Source organism: uncultured Tenacibaculum sp., from assembly GCF_947495995.1.
Taxonomy (GTDB): domain Bacteria; phylum Bacteroidota; class Bacteroidia; order Flavobacteriales; family Flavobacteriaceae; genus Polaribacter.
On the sequence record NZ_CANMAX010000001.1, the window covers coordinates 1,086,277 to 1,108,067 of the forward strand.

The following is a 21,791-nucleotide window of genomic DNA, read 5'->3' on the forward strand; positions in this document are numbered from 1 at the left end:
TTGCTATAAAATGGAGTCATTAGATTACAGTAATGCATACGGAGTAGGAGCCTTTATGGCTTTAATGATCGGACCTGTGTTTTTTATGTTGTTAAAAACAAGTGCATTAAAAGGTTTTAGAGCTGCTATTGCATTTGATATCGGTGTAATATTAGGTGATATTACTTTTATCTTAATTGCTTATTTCGGAAGTAGAAGTTTACTTGAGAAAATTAAAGACGATCCTCGATTGTTTTTAATTGGTGGACTGATTTTATTAGTTTACGGATTTATTACATTTCTAGACAAGAAAAACAAAAAAGAAGTCGATGAATCTGAGGTTGATGTTCCAAAGAGTAACAATTATTTCAAGCTTTTTCTAAATGGTTATTTCTTAAACTTTATAAATATTGGTGTTTTAGCGGGGTGGTTAACAATTATGGTTATTGTTGGTCCGCTTTTAGGAATGGATTCTAATTTAATCTTCTGGTACTTTGTTAAAGTAGTTATCGGATATTTTGCACTAGATGTAATAAAAATATTATTAGCCAAACAATTACGTTCTAAACTAACTCCTTTAGTAATTTACAAAGTGAAAAAAGGAATGGGCGTTTTATTGATCGTTTTTGGAGCAGTTATGATGCTGAAAAGTTTTATCTCTAAGGAAGAACTTGACAAGTTAATCAATAGAGTAGAAATCACTAAGAAAAAGTAATTAGTGATTAGATAGTCTAGACATCATTTTTTGATATTGCTTCTCAACTAATTTTGGCAACCATTTTTTATAGAAAAACTTAGTTTTTGCATCTTTAGGATAGATAATTTGAAACTTTCCTTCAGAAGCTTTTTCAAGAGCGATTGCAGCAACTTCATCTGCATTAGTAGTAGAATGTTTCATCTGTTTTTCTGCAAATCCTTTAAACATTTTAGAACTAGCATTTTCCATAATGTTAGTCTTAAAGAAAGTAGGTGTAAGTACACTTACCTGAATGTTGTTCAGTTTTAATTCATGATATAAAGATTCAGAAAGTGAAAATACAGCAGCTTTAGAAACACTATAAGCCGACATTCCTGGTGCGTTCATAAATCCAGCAGAACTACCAACATTCAGTAAAACACCTTTTTTCTGTTTTAATAATTTTGGTACAAAGAAATGACAACCATAATATGTCCCCATCAAGTTTACTTCAATCATCTTTTCCCATTTTTCGATAGGATAATCTTTAAATAATAAACCATCACCAATTCCAGCATTATTAATCACAACATCTACTATTTCACTGTTTTCATAAACTTTATGAACCACATTTTCAAACTGATTTTTATCGCTTACATCTAAAGAATATTGAAATACCTTCTCGTTTGTGTTTAAATTCTGAACTACATTTTCTAAAGCTTCTTCATTAATGTCACTTAAATGAAGTGTCCAATTATTCTTAGCCAATAATTTTGCAAAAGCAGCACCCAAACCAGATCCTGCTCCAGTAACAAAAGCAGTTTTATTAGGATATAAAGCATTCAGTTTTTTTAGATTCATAATGATAATAATTTGCAGTTATTTTTTAAGTTTCAGTCTTAGTTTTAATGAATAATTTTACGTCATTCCGAATTTACGTATCCTAAATTTTTCGGATTTTTTTAGTGATTTTTGAACAACGTTTACTTTAAGTAAACTATAATTTATCTTGTTTAATATATTGAATATTTGTCAGATCGAGCGCAGTCGAGATCTTATTAGTTTTATCATAAAAATACTTCTCGACTGCGCTCGAAGTGACACTTTTTTAGTTAACAGTTATTTTTTACGTTTAATAATGTTTTCACAGGTTTTAATCAAATAGATAGAAATCAACCAGAAATTTTTAAAAGCTTTGTTTTTGGTATATCCTTTTGAATATCTGTAGTAAATCTGTTGCACAATTCCAGCCAATCGGAATAAGCCATAAACTCTGTAAAAACGGAAATCATCAATTGTCCTTCCTGTTTTTTCACAATAGTAGTTTATAATTTCTTCTCTAGTTAACATACCAGGAATATTACTCGGTTGTCTTCGAATAGATTTTACAAAAAAGTCATCTTTTTCTTCAACCCAATACGCTAAGCTGTTTCCTAAATCCATCAAAGGATCTCCAATGGCAGCCAATTCCCAATCTAAAACTCCTAAAATATTTTCTGGATTACTAGGATCGATAACCACATTGTCTAGTCGAAAATCGTTATGAATAATACATAGGTTTTCTTCTTTAGGAATGTTTGATTCTAGCCATTTCATTACTTTTTTCCCAGCCGGAACATTCCATGTTTTTGCATTTGCATAACGTTTATTCCATCCAAGAATTTGACGTTCAATATAACCTTCACCTTTACCTAAATCTTGTAAACCTTCTTTCTTATAATTTACTTGATGTAAATGAATCATTTTATCCCAAAAAGAATAACAGATCTTACGAACCGTTTCTTCATCCCAATGAATTCCTCTTGGAGGATTTTTTCGAAGAATGATTCCTTCCAATCGTTCCATCAGATAAAAAGTTGAACCTAAAACAGATTCATCTTCACAAACGGCGATCATTTTTGGCACATAAGGATAATGCGGTTTTAATTTTTGTTGAAGATAAAATTCTCTTGGCATATCGTGCGCTCCAGCTGCTTTTTTCCCTAAAGGAGCTCTACGTAAAATAATATCTTGTTCGTCAAATTTTAAGCGATACGTCCAATTCGATGCTCCACCAGAAAATTGCGTAATAATTGGATTAGAATTAATATTAGGAATATGATTTTTTATCCAAGGCAATAAAGTATCTAAATTTAATTCCTCACCTGAGCGTTGTTGTTTTTCAAGATCTTTAACAATGTTCGACATTAGCCTAAGTATTTTTTAAATTCAAGTCTAGAAATCATTCGTAAATGCACTTCATCTGGTCCGTCAGCCAAACGTAAAGCACGCGCTTGAATGAAAAAATTAGTCAGAGGAAAATCGTCAGATAATCCTGCTCCACCATGAATTTGCATTGCCATATCTGTGACTTCTTGTAATACTTTCGGAGCAACAACTTTTATCGCAGAAATTTCGGTCATACTATTTTTCACACCTTGTTCATCAATTTTCCAAGCAGCATAATGTGTCAATAATCGAGCTTGATCTATGGCAACTCTAGCTTGTGCAAAACGTTCAGAATTTCCGCCTAATTTAGCCAAAGGTTTTCCAAAAGCTTGTCGTGTACCACTTCGAATAATCGCCAATTGTAAAGCACGTTCAGCAGCTCCAATACAACGCATACAATGGTGTATTCTACCCGGACCTAATCTTCCTTGTGCAATAGCAAAACCAGCACCAAAATCTAGAATTAAATTCTTTTTCGGAATTCGAACATTATTGAAATGGATTTCTCCATGGCCCGCAGGAGCGTCGTAAGCTCCAAATGTATTTTGCATTCTTTGTATTTCCACTCCTGGAGTATCCAAAGGGACCAAAACCATACTGTGTTGTTTGTGTTTTTCTTGTGTAGTATCTGTTTTTCCTAACACAATGGCCAATTTTGCTTTCGGATGTCCTAATCCTGTAGACCACCATTTTTTACCGTTCACTACAATCTCCTCTCCATCTTCAATTATAGAAGTTTCAATATTAGTTGCATCGGAAGAAGCAACATCAGGTTCAGTCATACAGAAAACAGATTTTATTTTTCCATCTAGTAAAGGTTGTAGCCATTCTTCTTTTTGCTGTTGGTTTCCGAAGTGATATAAAACCTCCATATTTCCTGTGTCTGGAGCGTTGCAATTAAAGATTTCGGCGGCATTATATACACGTCCCATTTCTTCAGCAAGAGGCGCATATTCTAAAACGCTTAATCCTTGTCCTAATGAATTGTCAGACAAGAAAAGATTCCATAGCCCTTCTTGTTTAGCAAGTTCTTTTAAAGCTTCTAATTTTGGGTGTTCTGTCCATTCTTTCCAATTTCCAGAAGTATTATGTTCTTTATGATAAGTTATAAGTTCTCGTTCAAACGGATAAATATGTTTATCCATAAACTTTTTAAGACGATCTAAATAGTCTTTTGATTTTTGTGATGGATTAAAATTCATGTGTTCTAGATTAGAATTTTCTCAACATTTTTAAAGTAAAAAATGGCATAGCTTGTTTGATGAAATACCATGGCCAAAACGGAACAAAAGCATTTGCTTTTTCTTTATTGATTGCTTTTACTAATAGTTTTGAACCTTTACCTAACGGAATCATTAAAGGTGGTGGTTTTCCGATAGAATCTGTCATTTCAGATTGAATGTAACCAGGACAAATAGTAGATACTTTGATGGGTTTTTTAAGTACATCTGCTCGAATTCCTTCAGCTAAACTTTTTACACCAGCTTTTGTTGCTGCATAAACAGTCATTGCTCTTGGATAACCTCTGAAAGCAGACATGGATGAAATGACGACTAAATGTCCAGAATTTTGCGCTCTAAAAATTTCCATAGCAGCTTCCATTTGATGTAAAGCGCCGCAAAAATTGGTAACAGCAGTTTGTAAATTCTGATTAGCAAATCCTTTTCCTATTGAAGCTCCTTTACCCATTCCTGCATTAACAATCACACGATCTAATTTTCCGTTGATTGTTTGAAAATCATCATGGAAAGCTTTAAAAACTGAAAAAACATCTTCTTGTTGAGTAACATCTAAAGCTCTTATAAAAACGTTGATATTACTGTTTGTTTTTAGGAGTTCTTTTTTTAAATTTTCTAGTTTTTCTGTTCTTCTTGCACATAAAGCTAAGTTACAGCCTTGTTTGGCAAACTCTATAGCCATGCCTTTTCCTAAACCAGAACTAGCTCCAGTAATGAGTATGTTTTTTCGATTCACAATAGGTTGAATTTGAAATGAATACTCTAAAAATAAGGATTTGTATTGGCTTATCTTTTCACCTATGTTAAAAAAGAAGAATGGTTATTCGGACTTTGATCGAATTCTACTCAGGCTTTGTTGTGCGACACCTAAGTAACCAGCAATATGACCTAATTTTGCGCGCTGAAAAATATCGGGATGTGTTTTTAATAAATCATCGTAACGTTCTTTAGCACTTTTATTTTGAAGGTAAATTACTTTTTTCCCTAACGCCATCATGATTTCTGTAACCAAAAGACGCATAAAACGCTCTACATCTTTTGAATCGTTAAGAACAGTTTCTAGTTTATTATGAGAAATAGCTTTTACAGTTGTTTCTTCGATGGCTTCAATGCTAATGTTGCTGGGTTTGCGTTTAAAGAAACTATAAGCTTCAGTAATAATCATTTGTTCGCTAGAAAACCAATTAGTTATATCGTTTCCTTTTTTGTTGTAGTAAAAACTACGTAGCATTCCTTTTTCAATGATAAATAGATGATTACAAATTTTACCAGATGCTACAATAATTTCATTTTTTTGAAATGTAATTTGTTCAGAGTTATTGAACAAAGCTTCTCGTACTTCTGGAGTAATTAATTGATCATCAACTTTAATCATAGAATATTAATATCCTAAAATTATTTTAGCAATCGTAAAGTAAATTAAGATTCCAAAAATATCGTTACTGGTGGTGATAAATGGTCCTGTTGCTATAGCAGGATCAATTCCTCTTTTATCTAAGAATAAAGGAATAAATGTACCGATAAGTCCAGCTACAATAATTACAGCTACTAAGGATACAGATACAGCAAGAGAAATTCTTAAATCGTTATCAGCATCAGAAAAATAAACAAACAAGAATAAAACAATGGCTAAAGCTATTCCGTTTAGTGTAGCTAACAACATTTCTTTTATCAATCGTTTATTTACGCTTCCTTTAACATCGTCGTTAGCTAAACCTTGAACAATAATTGCAGAAGACTGAACTCCTACATTTCCAGCCATGGCTGCAATTAATGGAGTAAAGAAGAATAACACTGCATTCTCTTTAAATGTGTGTTCGAAATTTTTCATGATTAAGAAAGCTCCAATTCCACCTAATAATCCTAAGAATAACCAAGGTAAACGAGCTCTTGTTAATTCTAAAATGGTATCATCAGCTTCAACATCTTGTGTAATACCGGCAGCTAATTGATAATCTTTATCTGCTTCTTCTTTAATTACATCTACAATATCATCAATGGTAATTCGACCAACTAAAATTCCAAGTTCATCAACAACAGGAATAGCTTCTAAATCGTATTTACGCATTTTGTTTGCCACATCTTCGGCAGTATCGTGAACATTTACGTAATCAACACGAGGAATATAAATATCGGCAATCTTCGATTTGGTAGAAGCCATTAATAAATCTTTTAAAGAAAGACGTCCTTTTAGTTTTCCGCTATCATCTACCACATAAATTGAATGTACTCTTGTAACTTCTGCAGCCTGATCTCTCATTTTGGTTACACAACCTAAAACAGACCAGTTTTCGTTTACCTTAACAAGTTCCTTTGCCATAAGTCCACCCGCAGAACTTTCATCAAAACGAAGTAACTCAACAATTTCTTTTGCATGTTCTTCATCTTCAATCTCTTTCATTACTTCCTGTTTACGCTTTTCAGGAAGCTCAGCAATTACATCTGCTGCGTCATCAGTATCTAACTCGTCAATTTCTTCTGCAATTTCCTTTGCAGATAATTGTTCTAAGACTTTTTCACGAACGTCATCATCAACATCCATTAATACTTCAGAAGTTGTTTCACTATCGAGTAAACGGATAATGTATACAGCTTCATCAAAAGATAATTCGTCTAATACTTCAGCGATATCAGCATGATGTACATCAGAAAAAAGATCAGAAAGTGCGGTATCTTTTTGATTGGTAATTAGGTTGGAAACGTTATCAAGAAGTTCTTTCGTTATTTCTATCGCCATGACGTGCAATTTTCTCAGTCAATTCTACAAATTCTTGTACCGACAATTGTTCGGGACGCATGGCAAATATAGGGTCTTCTTTTAATGTATCCGAAAGATTCATGGATTTTAAACTACTACGTAGCATTTTTCTTCTTTGGTTGAAAGCAGTTTTTACAACTCTGAAAAATAACTTTTCATCTACAGGTAATGTATAATTCTCTTTTCGAATCATACGCATTACACCAGAATCTACTTTAGGTGGCGGATTAAAAACGTTAGGAGGAACTGTAAATAAATACTCAACATCGTAGAAAGCCTGAGCTAAAACAGATAAAATTCCGTAAACTTTACTTCCTTTTTTTTCTGCAATACGCTGGGCAACTTCCTTTTGAAACATTCCAGAAAATTCAGGAACAAGCTCTCTGTTTTCAATGGCTTTAAAAACAATTTGTGAAGAAATATTGTATGGAAAATTTCCAATGATAGCTACTTGTTCTCCATTAAATGTTTTAGCAATATTTTGCTTTAAAAAATCACCTTCTATAATAGAAAATTTTTCTTTTGAAGTATCTAGTTTAATATGTTCTACAGGAAAAACTTCATGTAAATAAGTAACAGATTCAGAATCTAATTCCATTACTGTTACTTTTGGTTCTTTTTCGAGTAAATATTTGGTTAGTACTCCCATACCAGGACCAATTTCTAATACATTATCGTATCCTTTTTCGGTTAATGAATTTGCTATTTTTTTAGCAATATTTTCATCATTTAAAAAGTGCTGTCCTAGGTGTTTTTTAGCTCTAACGCTCATCTTCTATTGTTCTGTGTTTTTTAATAAACTCTGTTGGATCTAAATATCCACTGGTATCTTTAGAGTATCCAGGTCCCAAAGGTAAGGTAATATCTTCTCTTATTTCAAAATGTAAGTGGGCATAATATCTTCCATTGGCTGTTCCTATCGTTCCAATTTTAGTTCCTTTTTTAATCCAAGAATGTTTTTTAATAAGTAAAGTATCGCAATGTGCATACAAAGATTCTATTGCTTTATCATTAGGAAGAAAATGTAAAACACGAATTACATTGCCCCATCCACCGCCGTAATCTTTACTTTCTTTTATAAAACCGTTTGCTATTGCATAAATTGGATCGCCTAAATCTGAATTTCCACCAGTAACAGCATTCCAGTCATCACCTAAATGATAGTTCTTTGTAAACTTTTGTGCATTGTAATATCCTTTCGCATTGGGTTTGCTAACAGGAAAATCAAAATGTGTAGCAATAAACTCTTTAGGAATAGTGTCTTTGTAAGATTTAATAAGAGTTATAGTTTCTTTTTTTATTGTAACTTCTTTAGTTTTTTTCTTCGGTTTGTTACAAGAAAAGAATAAAATGTAAGATAATAATACTATAACTCTATATTTCATCTTTATATAAAAGCTAATAGTTTTATGTTACTCGAAATAGTAATAACAAAACCTGCTATAGCAATGTAAATTAATAGTTTCCCTATTTTTTCTACATATTTAGATGTAGTTTCATAGTATTCTTTTTTACGATCTGTTAAGCCTAAAAATTCTCTTAATTCATCAGGATTAGATAATATTTTTCCTAAAAAGTATAAAACAACATCAAAAAGTAAAGATTTAATGAAACTTAAAAAGATTATAAAAGACATAATTAATTACTTGCTACAGTTGGGAAAAACTCTTTAATTACTTTTAACTCTGTTCTAAAAGCTAACATTTTATCTGCAAATTTTTTCATTCCATCAGAACGAAGTTTTTCAGCATCGTGCTTATAGTAATTGTCTAAATCTTCTCTTGTTTTTGCCGTGTATTGAATAGAGTATGTTACTCCACCCATTTCTTCTTCAACTAAGACTTGAGTCATTTTTGCGCTAGTAAATCTTCCCGTAGCTAAAACTTCAGGAATATGAGTTTGCATCCATTGTAACCATTCGTTATGAACAGTTTCGTCTATATTTATAGTAACGTTGTATATATACATAATTAAAATTTCTATTATAAAGTATCTCCTCTTAACTTTCTAAATTTATTTCTAGCATCTACTAAATAAATACTCGAAGGATAATCGAAGATTATTTTCTGATAATATTCTTTTGCCTTTTCAGGATTGTTTAATTCATTTTTATATAACTCTGCGATATTATAGTAAACATCATCAGCTAAAATACCTTTTTGATCAATGTCTATAATTCTTGCGTAAGTTAGAATAGCTTCGTCAAATTTTTTCTTTTTAGTAAATAATTTTGCTTTTTTGAATAAGGCTTCATCCTCTATTGGTTGTCCTTTAAATTGAGATATAACACCATCTAAAACAACCATAGCTTCATCATTCTTGTTCTGATAAGAAAGTAAATCAGCTTTAGCGTATGATGCTAGCCCACTTGGTAAACTATCTTTAGGTTGATTGTCAGAAATGATTAAAAACAAATCTGCTGCATCGTTTGCTATCAATTGACTTGTTGAACCTTTCAGAACTTTTAATTGAGCTTTAGACCATTTAAAATCACCTTTAAAATAAGATGTTTGTGCAACTTTAAAACGAGCTTTTTGCCCTAGTTGATGATCTCTAAATTGTGTTTGAATTTGAGAGAAATAGATCAACGCCTTGTTAAATGTATTTTGATATACTAAAACATCAGCTAATTTCAATTTTACACTTGCCTTCTGATATCTATTTTCTGAGAAATCTAAGGCACGTTCTAAAACTTTTTTGGCTTCTTCAGGTTGATTTTTAGTAAACGTTAAATAATCTGCATAAGCAACCTGAATAGAAAAAGTGTTTTTATTAATTCCGTATTCATTAAAAACAAGATTGAATTGAGACTCAATATCTTCAGCTTGTGTGGCAATTGCTATTCTCAAATTCATTAAAATAGCACTAAACTTATCTTCTGGGTAGGTGGATCTTTCTATGGTGAAATCAAAACATTTTTTAGCAGTTTCGTAATCTTTATTTTCAAAAGCAATTTCACCTAAATCATAAATTTTTATCAGTTTATCATTATCTCTCTGGTATAGTGCTTTGTTTTGAATGAAAGCTTTTCCGTATTCTTTTTGAGTAATAAATAACCAGCTTAATAAATCGTTCCAGATATTTTTAGGATTACTAGCAGATTTACGAAGTAATGCTTTTTTGAAAAGAACATTGTTTTCATTTTCACTGTCATCAGTAATATATCTAGCCGAAAAACTTTTAATTGTGCTTAAGTAGTTTTCTCTTTTATCTAAGAGATTAACATACTCTTGAAACATTAATTCAAAATCACCTTTTTCACCGTAAATCTGAGCAATTTGAAATTCATATTGTAAGTTTTGATTTAAACTAAGTGCTTTTTTATATGCTTCTATAGCTAAATCTAATTTATTATAATCTTTAAAAAGTCGTGCTATCGTTCCTCCATATCCGGCATCGTTAGAGATCGATTTTAAAGCTTTTTTGTAATATTTATCGGCTTTATCTTTCTGTTGCTGTCTTTCATAATTATAACCTAAGATTACATTTAAAAAAGTAAGATTAGGACGTTGTGTTAGTTTTTGAGTAAGCAATTTATCGGCAGTATCGAACTTATCAGTTTCTTGATAACAACTAATCAAACGTTTAATGTATGTAGTATTGTATGGACTCTTTTTAACAAGTACTTCGAGTATTTGAGTAGCTTTCTCAAATTCATTATTTCTAAAATAATTTTCTGCTAATGCAAAATTATTAGATTGAGCTATTATGAATGAGCTGTTAACCAGTAAAATAAATAAAAGTAGTCGGATCTTCATCAATCAAAAATAAGCAACAATATTGTTAAAAATACATTAAAAAAAAGGTTTTTTTTAGGAACTCTGTAATGTTTTGGCACGAAGTTTGTCTAATTCTTTGTGTGTAACTAAACAAATTATCATAATGAAAAATTTAACTAGACAATACGATATAGCGAATAATAAAGCAAAGGAGTTTATGAAGAACGGACAAATAACTCAGTATTTTGAAGCTTTATTAGAAGTAAACAAATACAAAAAACTTATGACCATTGTTGTTTCGAATTAATATATACAAACAGTAATCAGCGGCGCGCACTGATTACCGTTCATTTTAAATATTAATTTATCATATCGAAACCACAATAAGGAACTAATACTTCAGGTATTTTAATTCCATCAGCAGTTTGATAATTTTCTAAAATTGCTGCTAAAACTCTTGGTAAAGCAAGAGAACTTCCATTTAATGTGTGAGCTAATTGGTTCTTACCTTCGCTGTTTTTATAACGTAACTTTAAACGGTTTGCTTGGAAAGTTTCAAAGTTAGAAGCAGAACTAATTTCCAACCATCTTTCTTGAGCTGTAGAATACAATTCAAAATCAAAAGTTAACGCTGCAGTAAAACCAGTATCACCACCACATAATCTTAAAATACGATACGGTAATTTTAATTCACGTAAAATTCCTTTAATATGTTCTACCATACCATTTAAAGCTTCGTAAGAGTTTTCAGGTTTTTCTACTCTAACAATTTCTACTTTATCGAATTGGTGTAAACGATTCAATCCTCTAACATGAGCTCCGTAACTTCCAGCTTCTCTACGGAAGCAAGGTGTATAACCTGTTAATGTAATTGGTAAATCAGCCTCTTTAACTAAAGATCCTCTATATAAATTTGTAATAGGAACTTCAGCAGTAGGAATTAAATATAAATCATCAGCAGTAACATGGTACATTTGACCTTCCTTATCAGGTAATTGTCCTGTTCCAAAACCAGAAGCTTCATTTACTAAATGAGGAACTTGAACTTCGTTATATCCAGCACCTGTATTTTTATCTAAAAAATAATTGATTAAAGCACGTTGTAAACGAGCTCCTTTTCCTTTATAAACAGGAAAACCAGCACCAGATATTTTAGCACCTAAATCAAAATCGATGATATCATATTTCTTAGCAAGTTCCCAGTGAGGAAGTGCTTTGTCTCCTAAATCAGGTACAGTACCTTCCCTAAAGATTTCTTCATTATCTTCTTCATTAGTTCCAGCAACAACAGAAGCATGAGGAACATTAGGAATTTGATATAGTAAATCTTGAAGCTTAGCTGTAACGTTGTTTAATTGTTCAGTGAGTTCTTTTCCACTTTCTTTTAATTGACTTGTTTTTTCTTTTAAAAGATTGGCTTTTTGAACTTCTCCTGATTTAAAAAGTGAACCTATTTCTTTAGACAGTTTATTGGAGTCAGCTAATACATTATCTAATGAAACTTGAGTAGATCTTCTAGTTTCATCTAATTGCAATACATCATTAATAATAGTTTCTGCGTCAGCAAAATTTCTCTTTGCTAATCCTGCTAAAACAACATCTTTGTTGTCTCGAATAAACTGAACTTGTAACATAAGTTGAATTTTTTAGGCGACAAAGATACATGAAGCGTCAGAATTTAGCAATCTATAGTTATAGATTATTATTGATGTAGTTTAAACAGAAATTTTTATCCAGTTCTAGTTGTTTAGTTAAAGCTTCAATAGAATCGAATTTTTGTTCTTCTCTTATGAAGTAAATAAGCTTGGTTCTTAAAATAGCATCATATAAATTCCCAGAATAATCAAAGAAATTAACTTCAATAGTTTGGTTTCTTCCATCTACAGTAGGTCGGTTTCCAATATTCATCATACCATAATACATTGTATTGTCAATAGTAGATTTTACTAAGTAAACTCCAGATTTAGGAATCAATTTGTAATCTTCTTCAATGGTAATGTTAGCAGTTGGGTATCCGATTTTATTCCCAAGGTTATTTCCAGAAACTACTTTTCCTTTCAGAGAAAAATTATAACCCAAATAATCGTTTGCTGTTTTAAGATTTCCTTCTTTTAAAGCATTTCTAATTTTTGTAGAACTCACAGCAACGCTATCAATATCTTGAGCAGGTATTTCTTCCACCTCGAAATTATAGATGTGAGAAAAATCTGTTAATTGTTCTATGTTACCTTCTCTATTTTTTCCAAAATGATGATCGTACCCAATAATTAATTTTGAAGTTTTTAATTGATTTACCAATATATTTCTAACAAAATCTAATGCGGTTAGTCTAGAAAATTCTTTACTAAAAGGATGAATAATTAAATAATCTAATCCGATTTTCTCAAGTAAGTCAATACGCTCATTTATAGTGTTTATCAACTTAACCGAAGCTTCTTTTTGAAGCACCATTCTTGGATGAGGAAAGAAAGTTAGTAGTACAGACTTTTTATCGTTCTTTTTAGCTTGATCAACTAATTTTTTTATTATCTTTTGATGTCCAATATGAACTCCATCAAATGTACCTATTGTAACATAGGTTTCGTGAGTCGGAGTAAAGTCTGAAATAGAAAAAACAGTTTCCAAATGCTATAATATTGTTTATGCAAATTTACAAGTAAAATGTACAATACGATACATTGATCTGTAAAATGTGATAATATTAAAAAAAAGACCTCTTTATTGATTAAATAGTAATAAAAACTGTCAAAATATTTTAGGAATGAAAAAAAATCGTATTTTGCGATATAGTTAACAAATTATTTACATTATGATGAAAAAATTATTATTAGCTGCCATTATGTTATTGAGCAGCTCATTAATGATTGCACAAACCACCATTACTGGTACGGTAAATGATGCATCTCTTGGTGGACCCTTGCCGGGGGCCGATATTAAAGTCGCAAGGAAGGCGGTAGGTACAACTACAGATTTCGATGGGAAATTTACTTTAACAGTAACGGACACTCCACCATTTACAATAGTGATTTCTTCCTTAGGTTATCAATCTCAAACTGTAGAGATCACAAAAAACAATCAAGTTATTACAGTTGCGTTAAAAGAAAATGCAACAGCATTAGATGAAGTAGTAGTTTCTGCGTCGAGAACACCAGAACGAATTATGGAATCTCCTGTAACTGTTGAAAGATTTGATTCTAGAGCAATTAAAAATACATCTTCTCCTTCTTTCTACGATGGTTTAGAAAACCTTAAAGGTGTAGATATCAATACAAATAGTTTAACATTTAAGTCTGTAAATACAAGAGGTTTCGCAACTTTTGCAAATACTCGTTTTATGCAGTTAGTAGATGGAATGGATAATTCTTCTCCTGCATTAAACTTTGCTTTAGGTAACTTATTAGGTTTATCTGAGTTAGATGTAAAGAGTGTTGAATTACTTCCTGGTGCTTCTTCTGCATTATATGGTGCAAATGCATTTAACGGAATTATGTTTATGACTAGTAAAAGTCCATTCGATGACACAGGAATTAGTGTTGTTGCTAAAACAGGATTAACTAGTCAACAAGCTGCTGGCGATAATGAGTTTTATGATACTAGTATCCGTATGGCTCATACATTTAGTGATTATTTCGCAGCTAAAGCTACTTTTTCTTACTTAAAAGGTACTGAGTGGTTTGCTACAGATTATAGAAACACAGCAAATGGAGATTACATCGCTGGAGATAGAAATACAGATATCAACTTTGATGGTTTAAATGTTTATGGTGATGAGGTTTCTACAAACGTTAGAGGTGTTGCACAAATTCTTGAATCTAGAGGTTTAATTCCTTCAGGAGCTTCTGCTTTAATACCTAGTGTTGATGTGAGTAGAACTGGATACAACGAAGAAGATTTAATGGATTATGATGCAAGAAGTATGAAGTTTGGCGCTTCATTACATTATAGACCTTTGGGTAATGATCGTTTAGAGATTATTTGGAATTCTAAATATGGTAGAGGTAATACGATTTATCAAGGTGCAAACCGTTACTATATTAAAGACTTCTTTATGGAGCAACACAAATTAGAGTTCAGAGGAAAGTATTTCTTCGTTAGAGGTTATTTAACTTCTGAGGATGCTGGTAATTCTTATGATACAAGATTTACTGCTATTAACTTAAATAGAAAGTGGAAAGACGATAACACTTGGTTCGGTGAGTATGTTGGAGGTTATTTACAAGCAGTGTTAGGTGGTGCTACCAACGATGCTGCTCATATTGCGGCTAGAAATGCAGCACAAACTGGAGCTTTAGTTCCTGGTACTTCTGCTTTCCAACAAGCTTTTAACGAAGTAATTGCAGATCCAGATTTAGCTACAGGATCTAAATTTCAAGATCAATCTCAAATTCGTCACGTAGATGCTAATCTTAATTTAAAAGAATACATCGACTTTGCTGAAGTGCAAGTAGGAGGTTCGTACAGAGAGTATAACTTACGTTCAAATGGAACAATTTATACTGATTTTGATGGTCCAATTACTTATGATGAGTATGGTTTATATACTCAAGTTCAAAAGAAATTAATGGATGATAGATTAAAATTAACAGGATCTATCAGATACGATAAAGCACAAAACTTCGATGGTAATTTTTCACCAAGAATTTCTGTAGCTTATGCTGCTGGAGAAAGCAAGAATCATAACTTCAGAGCTTCATTCCAAACAGGTTTCAGAAACCCAACTACTCAAGATCAGTACATTGGTTTAGATGTAGGTAGAGCTTTCTTAGTAGGATCTGCACCTGATAACTTATTAAGATACCAAACTCCACAAATTACATTAAGTGGAAATGGAGCAGCAATTACTGGTCAGGCTTCATTATCAGCTTTAGGAGCTCAAGGTTATTTCAACTCGTTCTCTTTAAACTCAGTTTTAGCAGGTGCACCAACAGTTGCTAACGTAGGTTTAGTAAAGCCAGAAAAAGTAACTGCTTATGAAGTAGGGTACCGTGCTGCGATTCCAACAGGAGATAACAAATTAAGTGTTGATTTAAGTGTTTACTATAACGAGTATGAAGATTTCATCGCAAACGAAAATGTGATTGCTCCTTTATATGGTAATGTAGATTTATCAGATACAGCTCCAATTGGTCCAGGTGGTGCGCAAGTTCCATTAGCTTTAGCAGCTTTATCGAACGGAGATACAGTAATTTTCAATACGTATACAAATACTGATTCTGATATTAGTTCTTATGGTGCTACTATTGGATTAAATACTAAAATATTTAACGGATTTAATGTTGGTTTAAACTATACATTATCTAAGTTTGATTTTGATCAGTCTACAGATCCAGATTTCGAAGCTGGTTTCAATACACCGGAACATAAAGTTAAGTTCCAATTCGGACACAACAACTTATTCGAAAACTTCGGATTTAACTTCAACGTAAGATGGCAAGATGAGTACTTATGGGAATCTACATTCCACGATGCTGTAATCGATTCTCGTACAGTATTAGATGCTCAAATGAACTATAGAATTCCTTCAATCAAATCTGTGATTAAGATAGGAGGAGCTAACTTAACAGGTAAAGAGTACTTAAGTGCACCAGGTGTTGGAGCAATCGGATCTCAGTACTTTATCTCTTGGACTATTAATAACTAAAAAATGAACAGAATGAAATTTAAATATAGTTGGTTGCCTTTTATTTTATTAGGGCTAACAGCATGTGATGTAAATAATGATCTTGACCCTATAGTTGCTGCAGAAGAAGAGGTTATTGCCGTAAATGCTAACGGAGTAGATTTTTCTAATTATATAGCAGTTGGAGCTTCTTTTACTGCTGGGTTTACAGATAATGCATTATTTATCGCAGCTCAAGAAAACTCTTTTCCAAATATTTTATCTCAGAAATTTGCTTTAGCAGGCGGAGGTACTTTTACACAACCTTTAATGAATGATAATATTGGAGGTTTATTATTTGGAGGAACACAAATTCAAGGACCAAGATTATTCTTTGACGGAAGCGGTCCTGCTTCTTTAGCAACTTTAGGAGCTGTTCCTACTACTGATGCTGCAAATCCAGTTACTGGAGATATCAATAACTACGGAATGCCTGGTGCAAAAAGTTTCCACTTTGTGGCGCCTGGTTATGGTAGTGCAGCTGGTTTAATAGCTACACCAAGAACAGCAAATCCATATTTTGTTAGAGTTGCTTCTAGTGCAACTACTACTGTACTTGCTGATGCGGTTGCTAAAAATCCAACATTCTTTACGTTATCTGAATTTGGAGGTAACGATGTATTAGGTTATGCTTTATCAGGTGGAGAAAGTGACATGACTGCTCCGAACTATAACCCGATTACTCCTACAGCTACATTTGATGCGGTTTTTGCAACTACACTTGGAGCTTTAACAGGAACTGGAGCTAAAGGTGTTGTAGGAAATGTTCCTTACATTACATCATTAGCGCACTTTACTACAGTGCCTTACAATCCTTTAGATCCTAGAGGAGATTCTGATGCAGCTACTCAATTAGCAGCTCAAATTCCATTATTAAATAATGTTTATGGTGCTATTAATCAAGTATATGCTGGAGCAGGTCAAGCAGAAAGATCTATTGTTTTTGCAACTGATGCACCAAATGCTTTAGTAATATATGATGAAGATGCTTTTGACTTAACTATGGCTATTACAAATACATTAGCGGCTAGTCCTACTTTTGTTCCTTTTGTAGAGTCTTTAGGTTTACCAGCTGCGGCTGCGCCTTTAGTAGCTCAATTATTAGGACAACAATACGGAAAAGCTAGATCTGCTACAGCAAATGATTTATTTGTTTTACCAAGTAGTTCAGTTATTGGAACTGTAAATACAACTGCTGCTACAGCTTTAGTAACACAAAGTGGAGGTTTATTACCAGCAACTTTAGCAGGTCAATTTTCTGCTGAAGGAATTACTTTACCATTAGCTGACAAGTGGGTGTTAACTCCACAAGAGCAAGAAGAGTTAAGAATAGCTACAGATGCTTATAATACTACAATAGAAACAGCTGTAAATGCTGATCCGAATTTAGCTTTAGTTGATCTTAAAGGTTTATTAGAAGAAGCTGCTTCTGATACTGGAGTTCAGTTTGATGATTTTATCTTCAACGGTAACTTAGTAACTGGAGGTTTAGTAAGTTTAGATGGAGTACATTTAACTGCTAAAGGTTATGCATTAATGGCAAATAGAATTCTAGAAGCGATTGATGGAGCGTTTGGAAGTAATTTTAAAGATGCTACAAATGGATTAGCAAAAGCTAATAATTATCCAACTAACTATTCACCTTTTTTAAGGTAATAGGTATATAATCATAATGTGAAAAGGCTGAGAATTATTCTCAGCCTTTTTTTGTTTCAGAATCTTTATCTGAGTTTATAATATATTTCTTGTACTTCCCATCTTTATATCTGTGATAAATAAAAACAGGCATTAATATAAAAGACATATACATTACTCCTAACCCCATTACTATTTGAGCTTTCTCATGATTCGAATTCAACAGATAAGCTCCAATAATCATCCATACTAGGAAAATGATAAAAAGTATACTAATGATTTTTTTCATTTCTGATGTTATTTTAGATGTTACAAAAATAAAAAACCTACTAACAAAAGCGTTAATAGGTTTTATAATGTTTTTTAAGACTGGTTTTTTACATTTTCATTAACCAAGTTCTCATATCTACTTCTTCTTTGATAATTGCTCTTAAATCGTCTATTTTAACTCTTTTTTGTTCCATTGTGTCTCTATGACGAATGGTAACAGTATTATCTTCTAAAGTATCGTGGTCTACAGTAATACAAAACGGTGTTCCAGCTGCATCTTGTCTTCTATATCTTCTACCTACAGCATCTTTTTCATCGTAAGCAACATTGAAATCCCATTTTAGATCATCAATAATCTTACGAGCGATTTCTGGTAATCCATCTTTTTTAACTAAAGGAAGAATAGCAGCTTTAGTTGGAGCCAAAACAGCAGGTAATTTTAAAACTACTCTAGATGTTCCGTTTTCTAACTCTTCTTCCTGTAGAGAATTAGAGAATACAGCTAAAAACATACGATCTAATCCGATAGATGTTTCTAATACATAAGGAACATAACTCTTGTTTTCTTCATGATCGAAATATTGTAATTTCTTTCCAGAGAATTCTTCATGCTGTTTTAAATCAAAATCAGTACGTGAGTGAATTCCTTCTAATTCTTTAAATCCGAATGGAAACTTAAATTCAATATCTGCAGCAGCATCAGCATAATGAGCTAATTTTTCATGATCATGGAAACGATAATTGTCTCCACCCATTCCAAGAGATAAGTGCCACTTTAAACGTGTTTCTTTCCAGTGTTTATACCATTCTTGTTGTGTTCCTGGTTTAATAAAGAACTGCATTTCCATTTGTTCAAATTCACGCATTCTAAAAATGAATTGACGAGCAACGATTTCATTTCTAAAAGCTTTACCAGTTTGAGCAATTCCAAAAGGAATTTTCATTCTACCAGTTTTTTGAACATTTAAGAAGTTTACAAATATACCTTGAGCAGTTTCTGGTCTTAAGTATACTTGCATAGAGCTATCTGCAGAAGCTCCTAATTGGGTGCCGAACATTAAGTTAAATTGCTTAACATCTGTCCAGTTTTTAGAACCAGTTAAAGGATCTGCAATTTCTAATTCTTCAATTAAAGCTTTAACATCTGCTAAATCTTCATTTTCTAGAGATTTTGCTAAACGAGAAAGAATAGCATTAATCTTTTCTTGATATCCTAAAACTCGTCCGTTAGTAGCTAAGAATTGGTCTTTATCGAAACTATCACCAAACCTTTTAGCTGCTTTTTTAACTTCTTTATCAATTTTAGTTTCAATTTTAGCACAGTAATCTTCTACTAAAACATCGGCTCTATATCTTTTCTTTGAATCTTTGTTATCAATTAAAGGATCATTAAAGGCATCAACGTGGCCAGATGCTTTCCATGTAGTTGGGTGCATTAATATAGAGGCATCGATTCCTACTATATTTTCGTTCATTTGAACCATTGCTTTCCACCAATACTCTCTAATATTCTTCTTTAATTCTACTCCATTTTGAGCATAATCATACACAGCGCTTAAACCGTCATAAATTTCAGATGATTGAAATATATATCCGTACTCTTTAGCGTGAGAAATAACCTTTTTAAATTGATCTTCTTGTTTTGCCATACTGCAAAAATAAAATATGGTTTGAATTATCAATACTTTATAAAAAAAAAAGTGAAGAATTTATTGTTCTTCACTCTCTGATCTATAAAAACTGATTTTTTTATCTAAGTTTTACTTCTGTTCTTCCAGTAAAATGACCATCGACATAAGTATTAATTCTATAAACACCTTTAGAAATATCGTCTCTGTTTACAAGAATTAAAGAAACTACACCTAACTGATTGTTGTCGTAGTTTGCAAAAAGATTGTCGCTGTACACAATAGTTTCTCCGCTTTTAACCTTTTTGTCTCCTTTAGAAGCAATTATTTCTCCGTTTTCATCTAAAATCTGGATTAATATTTCTTTTTTTCCAGGAGTTGTAACCGGATTAGCTTCTAAGTTAAATTTTATTTTGAAAGCATCTGTTCTTCTAGATCTTGAAGTGGTAGTTAATTTTCCACTACTTCTTTCTTTCATAGCGGTTGCCGAAATGCTGTTAACTTTTATAACTTCAGCAATACCAACCTTAGCTTTTAAAACTTTACGTTCTTTTAAAAGTGATCTATTTTTCTTGCTTAATGTTTTTTGAGAAGCATTTTTCTCTTCTAGTTCGTTTTTAACTACAATATTTTCTTGTAGTAACTCATAATTCTGTTTGTTTAGTGAATCTACTTGAATAAACAACCTTCTGTTTTCTCTTTCAAGTTTTACTATTTTTCTAGAATATTTTACAATAAGGTTATAGTTAGATTTTTCTAAATTTTTTATTGAATCTCTTAATACTATAATTTTATTAATCTCTTTAACTAGTCTTTGAGATAAATCTTTATTCTTAACATTAATATTCTTGTAATCTTCGATGATTTCATCAAGTTCTGCCTGAAGCTCTATCTTTTGTTCAGAGAAAGCATCTTCTAGTTTTTTATAGTCGCTATTCAGTTTAAAAGAATAGACTACTATTAAAATAACTAGCGTAGCTATAAGATACTTAAAACCATTAGGTTTTATACGGTTTTTAGGACTCATTACTTTTATTGGGGCTTTTACTATGAGATTTTACTAAATATTACAACGGAAAAATTGTTGTTTTATTCTAATACTAAATTTTAACATTAACTATCAAGATGTAATTAAGAGTTTGATTTTAATTACTACCAAATAGTAAAATGAAGCACAAAGTTATAATTTTTATAATAGATATTACTTTTAAAGCTAGTGTAATTAGTTAAATAGATAGTTTTACTAGGTTTTTAGCCCGGTAATTGAATGTCTTTTGCAGGCATTTCAAGGATTTGCTGTATTTCTAAAAGGGAATAAAAAAATCCTTTAGAATTAAATCTAAAGGATTTTGTGACCTCGGCAGGATTCAAACCTGCAACCTCTTGAGCCGTAATCAAGTGCACTATTCAGTTATGCTACGAGGCCGTTTTTGCGGATGCAAAGATATAGCTTTTTTTTAATTCTTAAAATTATTTTGAATATTCTTTTTTAAATTTTTCTAAAGCTTCGCTTGCTTTTTCATAATCAGATTCGTGAATTAATAAATCAACTGACTGACCTAGAGTAGCAAAACCTGCTAGTCTTCCAGATTCGTGATTGTCTTTTACAATTGAAGAAATTCCGAGTTCTTCAAGAATTGAAGCTAGTCTATTCACAATTATAGCTGTTTCAGAAAAAAGTTTTACATGATCACTCATAGTTAAAAAATTAAATTAATCTAACGAATTTTTAGTTACAAAAGCTCTCCAGCCAATTATTGCTAATTGAAATTTAGAGGCTTTAGAAATATCCAGCTGTCTTTTAGTAAAAGACGGTAATAGGGTCTTGTTAATTTTGGCTAATGACTTAAATAATAGCTTTTTCATTATAAAGGGTTCTAATCAAATATAATGAAAAAGGATGGAAAAGTGATGAGACTTGGCTCATCACTTTTCACTTTTTCGTTTTCACTTTTTCGTTTTCACTTTTTCGTTTTCACTTTTTCGTTTTCACTTTTTCGTTTTCACTTTTTCGTTTTCAC

The 21,791-nt window shown here is 31.9% G+C and carries 22 protein-coding genes and 1 tRNA gene; 4 read left to right on the forward strand and 19 right to left on the reverse strand.

Translation table 11 applies throughout. The features are described from left to right. The first annotated feature begins 10 nt into the window (after positions 1 to 10). Positions 11 to 694 carry a LysE family transporter gene (locus Q1A15_RS04985; RefSeq protein ID WP_299619695.1) on the forward strand — a complete coding sequence of 228 codons (684 nt, stop codon included), beginning with the start codon at positions 11 to 13 and terminating at the stop codon, positions 692 to 694. Here the strand turns inward: Q1A15_RS04985 and Q1A15_RS04990 are convergent, their stop codons facing one another. The 11 genes from Q1A15_RS04990 to Q1A15_RS05040 form a co-directional block, all read right to left on the reverse strand. After that, positions 695 to 1,516, reverse strand: coding sequence for an SDR family NAD(P)-dependent oxidoreductase (locus Q1A15_RS04990; protein WP_299619697.1), 822 nt, complete (start codon positions 1,514 to 1,516; stop codon positions 695 to 697). It lies immediately after the preceding gene. A gap of 258 nt (positions 1,517 to 1,774) precedes the next feature. Continuing rightward, a complete protein-coding gene (locus Q1A15_RS04995) occupies positions 1,775 to 2,842 on the reverse strand; it encodes a phosphotransferase family protein (protein WP_299619700.1) in 1,068 nt (355 codons plus the stop codon). After that, positions 2,842 to 4,065, reverse strand: a complete 1,224-nt coding sequence (locus Q1A15_RS05000; RefSeq protein WP_299619703.1) for an acyl-CoA dehydrogenase family protein — start codon at positions 4,063 to 4,065, stop codon at positions 2,842 to 2,844. Before Q1A15_RS05000 ends, Q1A15_RS04995 begins: the two co-directional genes overlap by 1 nt. Before the next feature lie 10 nt (positions 4,066 to 4,075). Further along, positions 4,076 to 4,837 (reverse strand): SDR family oxidoreductase, encoded by a 762-nt coding sequence (locus Q1A15_RS05005; protein WP_299619706.1) that lies wholly within the window; start codon positions 4,835 to 4,837, stop codon positions 4,076 to 4,078. Between the two features lie 84 nt (positions 4,838 to 4,921). Beyond that, positions 4,922 to 5,476 (reverse strand): Crp/Fnr family transcriptional regulator, encoded by a 555-nt coding sequence (locus Q1A15_RS05010; RefSeq protein ID WP_299619709.1) that lies wholly within the window; start codon positions 5,474 to 5,476, stop codon positions 4,922 to 4,924. A gap of 6 nt (positions 5,477 to 5,482) precedes the next feature. Continuing rightward, positions 5,483 to 6,838: a magnesium transporter gene (gene mgtE, locus Q1A15_RS05015; protein WP_299619712.1), complete on the reverse strand. Its 1,356-nt coding sequence runs from the start codon at positions 6,836 to 6,838 to the stop codon at positions 5,483 to 5,485. Then, positions 6,807 to 7,631 (reverse strand): 16S rRNA (adenine(1518)-N(6)/adenine(1519)-N(6))-dimethyltransferase RsmA, encoded by an 825-nt coding sequence (rsmA, locus tag Q1A15_RS05020; protein WP_299619715.1) that lies wholly within the window; start codon positions 7,629 to 7,631, stop codon positions 6,807 to 6,809. Before rsmA ends, mgtE begins: the two co-directional genes overlap by 32 nt. Then, a complete protein-coding gene (locus tag Q1A15_RS05025) occupies positions 7,621 to 8,244 on the reverse strand; it encodes a M23 family metallopeptidase (protein ID WP_299619718.1) in 624 nt (207 codons plus the stop codon). The genes rsmA and Q1A15_RS05025 overlap by 11 nt, the downstream gene beginning before the upstream one ends. A gap of 2 nt (positions 8,245 to 8,246) precedes the next feature. Then, entirely contained in the window at positions 8,247 to 8,495 is a 249-nt protein-coding gene (locus Q1A15_RS05030) for a hypothetical protein (RefSeq protein ID WP_299619721.1), read from the reverse strand. A 2-nt stretch (positions 8,496 to 8,497) separates the two neighbouring features. Continuing rightward, a complete protein-coding gene (locus Q1A15_RS05035) occupies positions 8,498 to 8,827 on the reverse strand; it encodes a DUF4286 family protein (protein WP_299619724.1) in 330 nt (109 codons plus the stop codon). 14 nt (positions 8,828 to 8,841) lie between these two features. After that, complete coding sequence (locus Q1A15_RS05040) at positions 8,842 to 10,617, reverse strand: tetratricopeptide repeat protein (RefSeq protein WP_299619727.1); 1,776 nt, start codon at positions 10,615 to 10,617, stop codon at positions 8,842 to 8,844. Between the two features lie 124 nt (positions 10,618 to 10,741). Between Q1A15_RS05040 and Q1A15_RS05045 the strand changes: the two genes are divergently transcribed. Beyond that, positions 10,742 to 10,885, forward strand: a complete 144-nt coding sequence (locus Q1A15_RS05045; protein WP_299619730.1) for a hypothetical protein — start codon at positions 10,742 to 10,744, stop codon at positions 10,883 to 10,885. Between the two features lie 52 nt (positions 10,886 to 10,937). On the opposite strand, the gene serS is transcribed toward Q1A15_RS05045, so the two are convergent. Both serS and Q1A15_RS05055 read right to left on the reverse strand, forming a co-directional pair. Then, positions 10,938 to 12,212 carry a serine--tRNA ligase gene (serS, locus tag Q1A15_RS05050; protein ID WP_299619733.1) on the reverse strand — a complete coding sequence of 425 codons (1,275 nt, stop codon included), beginning with the start codon at positions 12,210 to 12,212 and terminating at the stop codon, positions 10,938 to 10,940. Between the two features lie 58 nt (positions 12,213 to 12,270). Continuing rightward, on the reverse strand, positions 12,271 to 13,203 hold the full coding sequence (locus Q1A15_RS05055) for a bifunctional riboflavin kinase/FAD synthetase (protein WP_299619736.1): 933 nt from the start codon (positions 13,201 to 13,203) through the stop codon (positions 12,271 to 12,273). Between the two features lie 184 nt (positions 13,204 to 13,387). Here Q1A15_RS05055 and Q1A15_RS05060 point away from each other — a divergent pair, with 184 nt between their 5' ends. Both Q1A15_RS05060 and Q1A15_RS05065 read left to right on the forward strand, forming a co-directional pair. Next, a complete protein-coding gene (locus Q1A15_RS05060; protein ID WP_299619738.1) occupies positions 13,388 to 16,219 on the forward strand; it encodes a TonB-dependent receptor in 2,832 nt (943 codons plus the stop codon). A gap of 12 nt (positions 16,220 to 16,231) precedes the next feature. Next, positions 16,232 to 17,893: an SGNH/GDSL hydrolase family protein gene (locus tag Q1A15_RS05065; RefSeq protein WP_299619741.1), complete on the forward strand. Its 1,662-nt coding sequence runs from the start codon at positions 16,232 to 16,234 to the stop codon at positions 17,891 to 17,893. 40 nt (positions 17,894 to 17,933) lie between these two features. Here Q1A15_RS05065 and Q1A15_RS05070 read toward each other — a convergent pair whose 3' ends face one another. From Q1A15_RS05070 to Q1A15_RS05095, 6 genes are all read right to left on the reverse strand, one after another. Further along, positions 17,934 to 18,161, reverse strand: a complete 228-nt coding sequence (locus Q1A15_RS05070; RefSeq protein WP_299619744.1) for a hypothetical protein — start codon at positions 18,159 to 18,161, stop codon at positions 17,934 to 17,936. Between the two features lie 88 nt (positions 18,162 to 18,249). Beyond that, on the reverse strand, positions 18,250 to 19,791 hold the full coding sequence (locus Q1A15_RS05075) for a glycine--tRNA ligase (RefSeq protein WP_299619746.1): 1,542 nt from the start codon (positions 19,789 to 19,791) through the stop codon (positions 18,250 to 18,252). Positions 19,792 to 19,891: 100 nt separating this feature from the next. Continuing rightward, a complete protein-coding gene (locus Q1A15_RS05080) occupies positions 19,892 to 20,797 on the reverse strand; it encodes a hypothetical protein (RefSeq protein WP_299619749.1) in 906 nt (301 codons plus the stop codon). Positions 20,798 to 21,122: 325 nt separating this feature from the next. After that, a tRNA-Arg gene (locus Q1A15_RS05085) sits at positions 21,123 to 21,196 on the reverse strand. A gap of 44 nt (positions 21,197 to 21,240) precedes the next feature. Continuing rightward, the gene (locus Q1A15_RS05090; RefSeq protein ID WP_299619752.1) at positions 21,241 to 21,468 is read right to left on the reverse strand and encodes a DUF2007 domain-containing protein; all 228 of its coding nucleotides are present in this window, start codon (positions 21,466 to 21,468) and stop codon (positions 21,241 to 21,243) included. Between the two features lie 15 nt (positions 21,469 to 21,483). After that, on the reverse strand, positions 21,484 to 21,636 hold the full coding sequence (locus tag Q1A15_RS05095; RefSeq protein WP_299619755.1) for an SsrA-binding protein: 153 nt from the start codon (positions 21,634 to 21,636) through the stop codon (positions 21,484 to 21,486). Positions 21,637 to 21,791 lie beyond the last annotated feature (155 nt).

Excerpts from the sequence above, each read along its gene's own strand:
- Q1A15_RS04985 (WP_299619695.1), top strand. The coding sequence starts at position 11 with ATGGAGTCATTAGATTACAGTAATGCATACGGAGTAGGAGCCTTTATG.
- Q1A15_RS04990 (WP_299619697.1), bottom strand. The coding sequence starts at position 1,516 with ATGAATCTAAAAAAACTGAATGCTTTATATCCTAATAAAACTGCTTTT.
- Q1A15_RS04995 (WP_299619700.1), bottom strand. The coding sequence starts at position 2,842 with ATGTCGAACATTGTTAAAGATCTTGAAAAACAACAACGCTCAGGTGAG.
- Q1A15_RS05000 (WP_299619703.1), bottom strand. The coding sequence starts at position 4,065 with ATGAATTTTAATCCATCACAAAAATCAAAAGACTATTTAGATCGTCTT.
- Q1A15_RS05010 (WP_299619709.1), bottom strand. The coding sequence starts at position 5,476 with ATGATTAAAGTTGATGATCAATTAATTACTCCAGAAGTACGAGAAGCT.
- mgtE (WP_299619712.1), bottom strand. The coding sequence starts at position 6,838 with ATGGCGATAGAAATAACGAAAGAACTTCTTGATAACGTTTCCAACCTA.
- rsmA (WP_299619715.1), bottom strand. The coding sequence starts at position 7,631 with ATGAGCGTTAGAGCTAAAAAACACCTAGGACAGCACTTTTTAAATGAT.
- Q1A15_RS05025 (WP_299619718.1), bottom strand. The coding sequence starts at position 8,244 with ATGAAATATAGAGTTATAGTATTATTATCTTACATTTTATTCTTTTCT.
- Q1A15_RS05030 (WP_299619721.1), bottom strand. The coding sequence starts at position 8,495 with ATGTCTTTTATAATCTTTTTAAGTTTCATTAAATCTTTACTTTTTGAT.
- Q1A15_RS05035 (WP_299619724.1), bottom strand. The coding sequence starts at position 8,827 with ATGTATATATACAACGTTACTATAAATATAGACGAAACTGTTCATAAC.
- Q1A15_RS05040 (WP_299619727.1), bottom strand. The coding sequence starts at position 10,617 with ATGAAGATCCGACTACTTTTATTTATTTTACTGGTTAACAGCTCATTC.
- Q1A15_RS05045 (WP_299619730.1), top strand. The coding sequence starts at position 10,742 with ATGAAAAATTTAACTAGACAATACGATATAGCGAATAATAAAGCAAAG.
- serS (WP_299619733.1), bottom strand. The coding sequence starts at position 12,212 with ATGTTACAAGTTCAGTTTATTCGAGACAACAAAGATGTTGTTTTAGCA.
- Q1A15_RS05060 (WP_299619738.1), top strand. The coding sequence starts at position 13,388 with ATGATGAAAAAATTATTATTAGCTGCCATTATGTTATTGAGCAGCTCA.
- Q1A15_RS05065 (WP_299619741.1), top strand. The coding sequence starts at position 16,232 with ATGAAATTTAAATATAGTTGGTTGCCTTTTATTTTATTAGGGCTAACA.
- Q1A15_RS05070 (WP_299619744.1), bottom strand. The coding sequence starts at position 18,161 with ATGAAAAAAATCATTAGTATACTTTTTATCATTTTCCTAGTATGGATG.
- Q1A15_RS05075 (WP_299619746.1), bottom strand. The coding sequence starts at position 19,791 with ATGGCAAAACAAGAAGATCAATTTAAAAAGGTTATTTCTCACGCTAAA.
- Q1A15_RS05080 (WP_299619749.1), bottom strand. The coding sequence starts at position 20,797 with ATGAGTCCTAAAAACCGTATAAAACCTAATGGTTTTAAGTATCTTATA.
- Q1A15_RS05090 (WP_299619752.1), bottom strand. The coding sequence starts at position 21,468 with ATGAGTGATCATGTAAAACTTTTTTCTGAAACAGCTATAATTGTGAAT.
- Q1A15_RS05095 (WP_299619755.1), bottom strand. The coding sequence starts at position 21,636 with ATGAAAAAGCTATTATTTAAGTCATTAGCCAAAATTAACAAGACCCTA.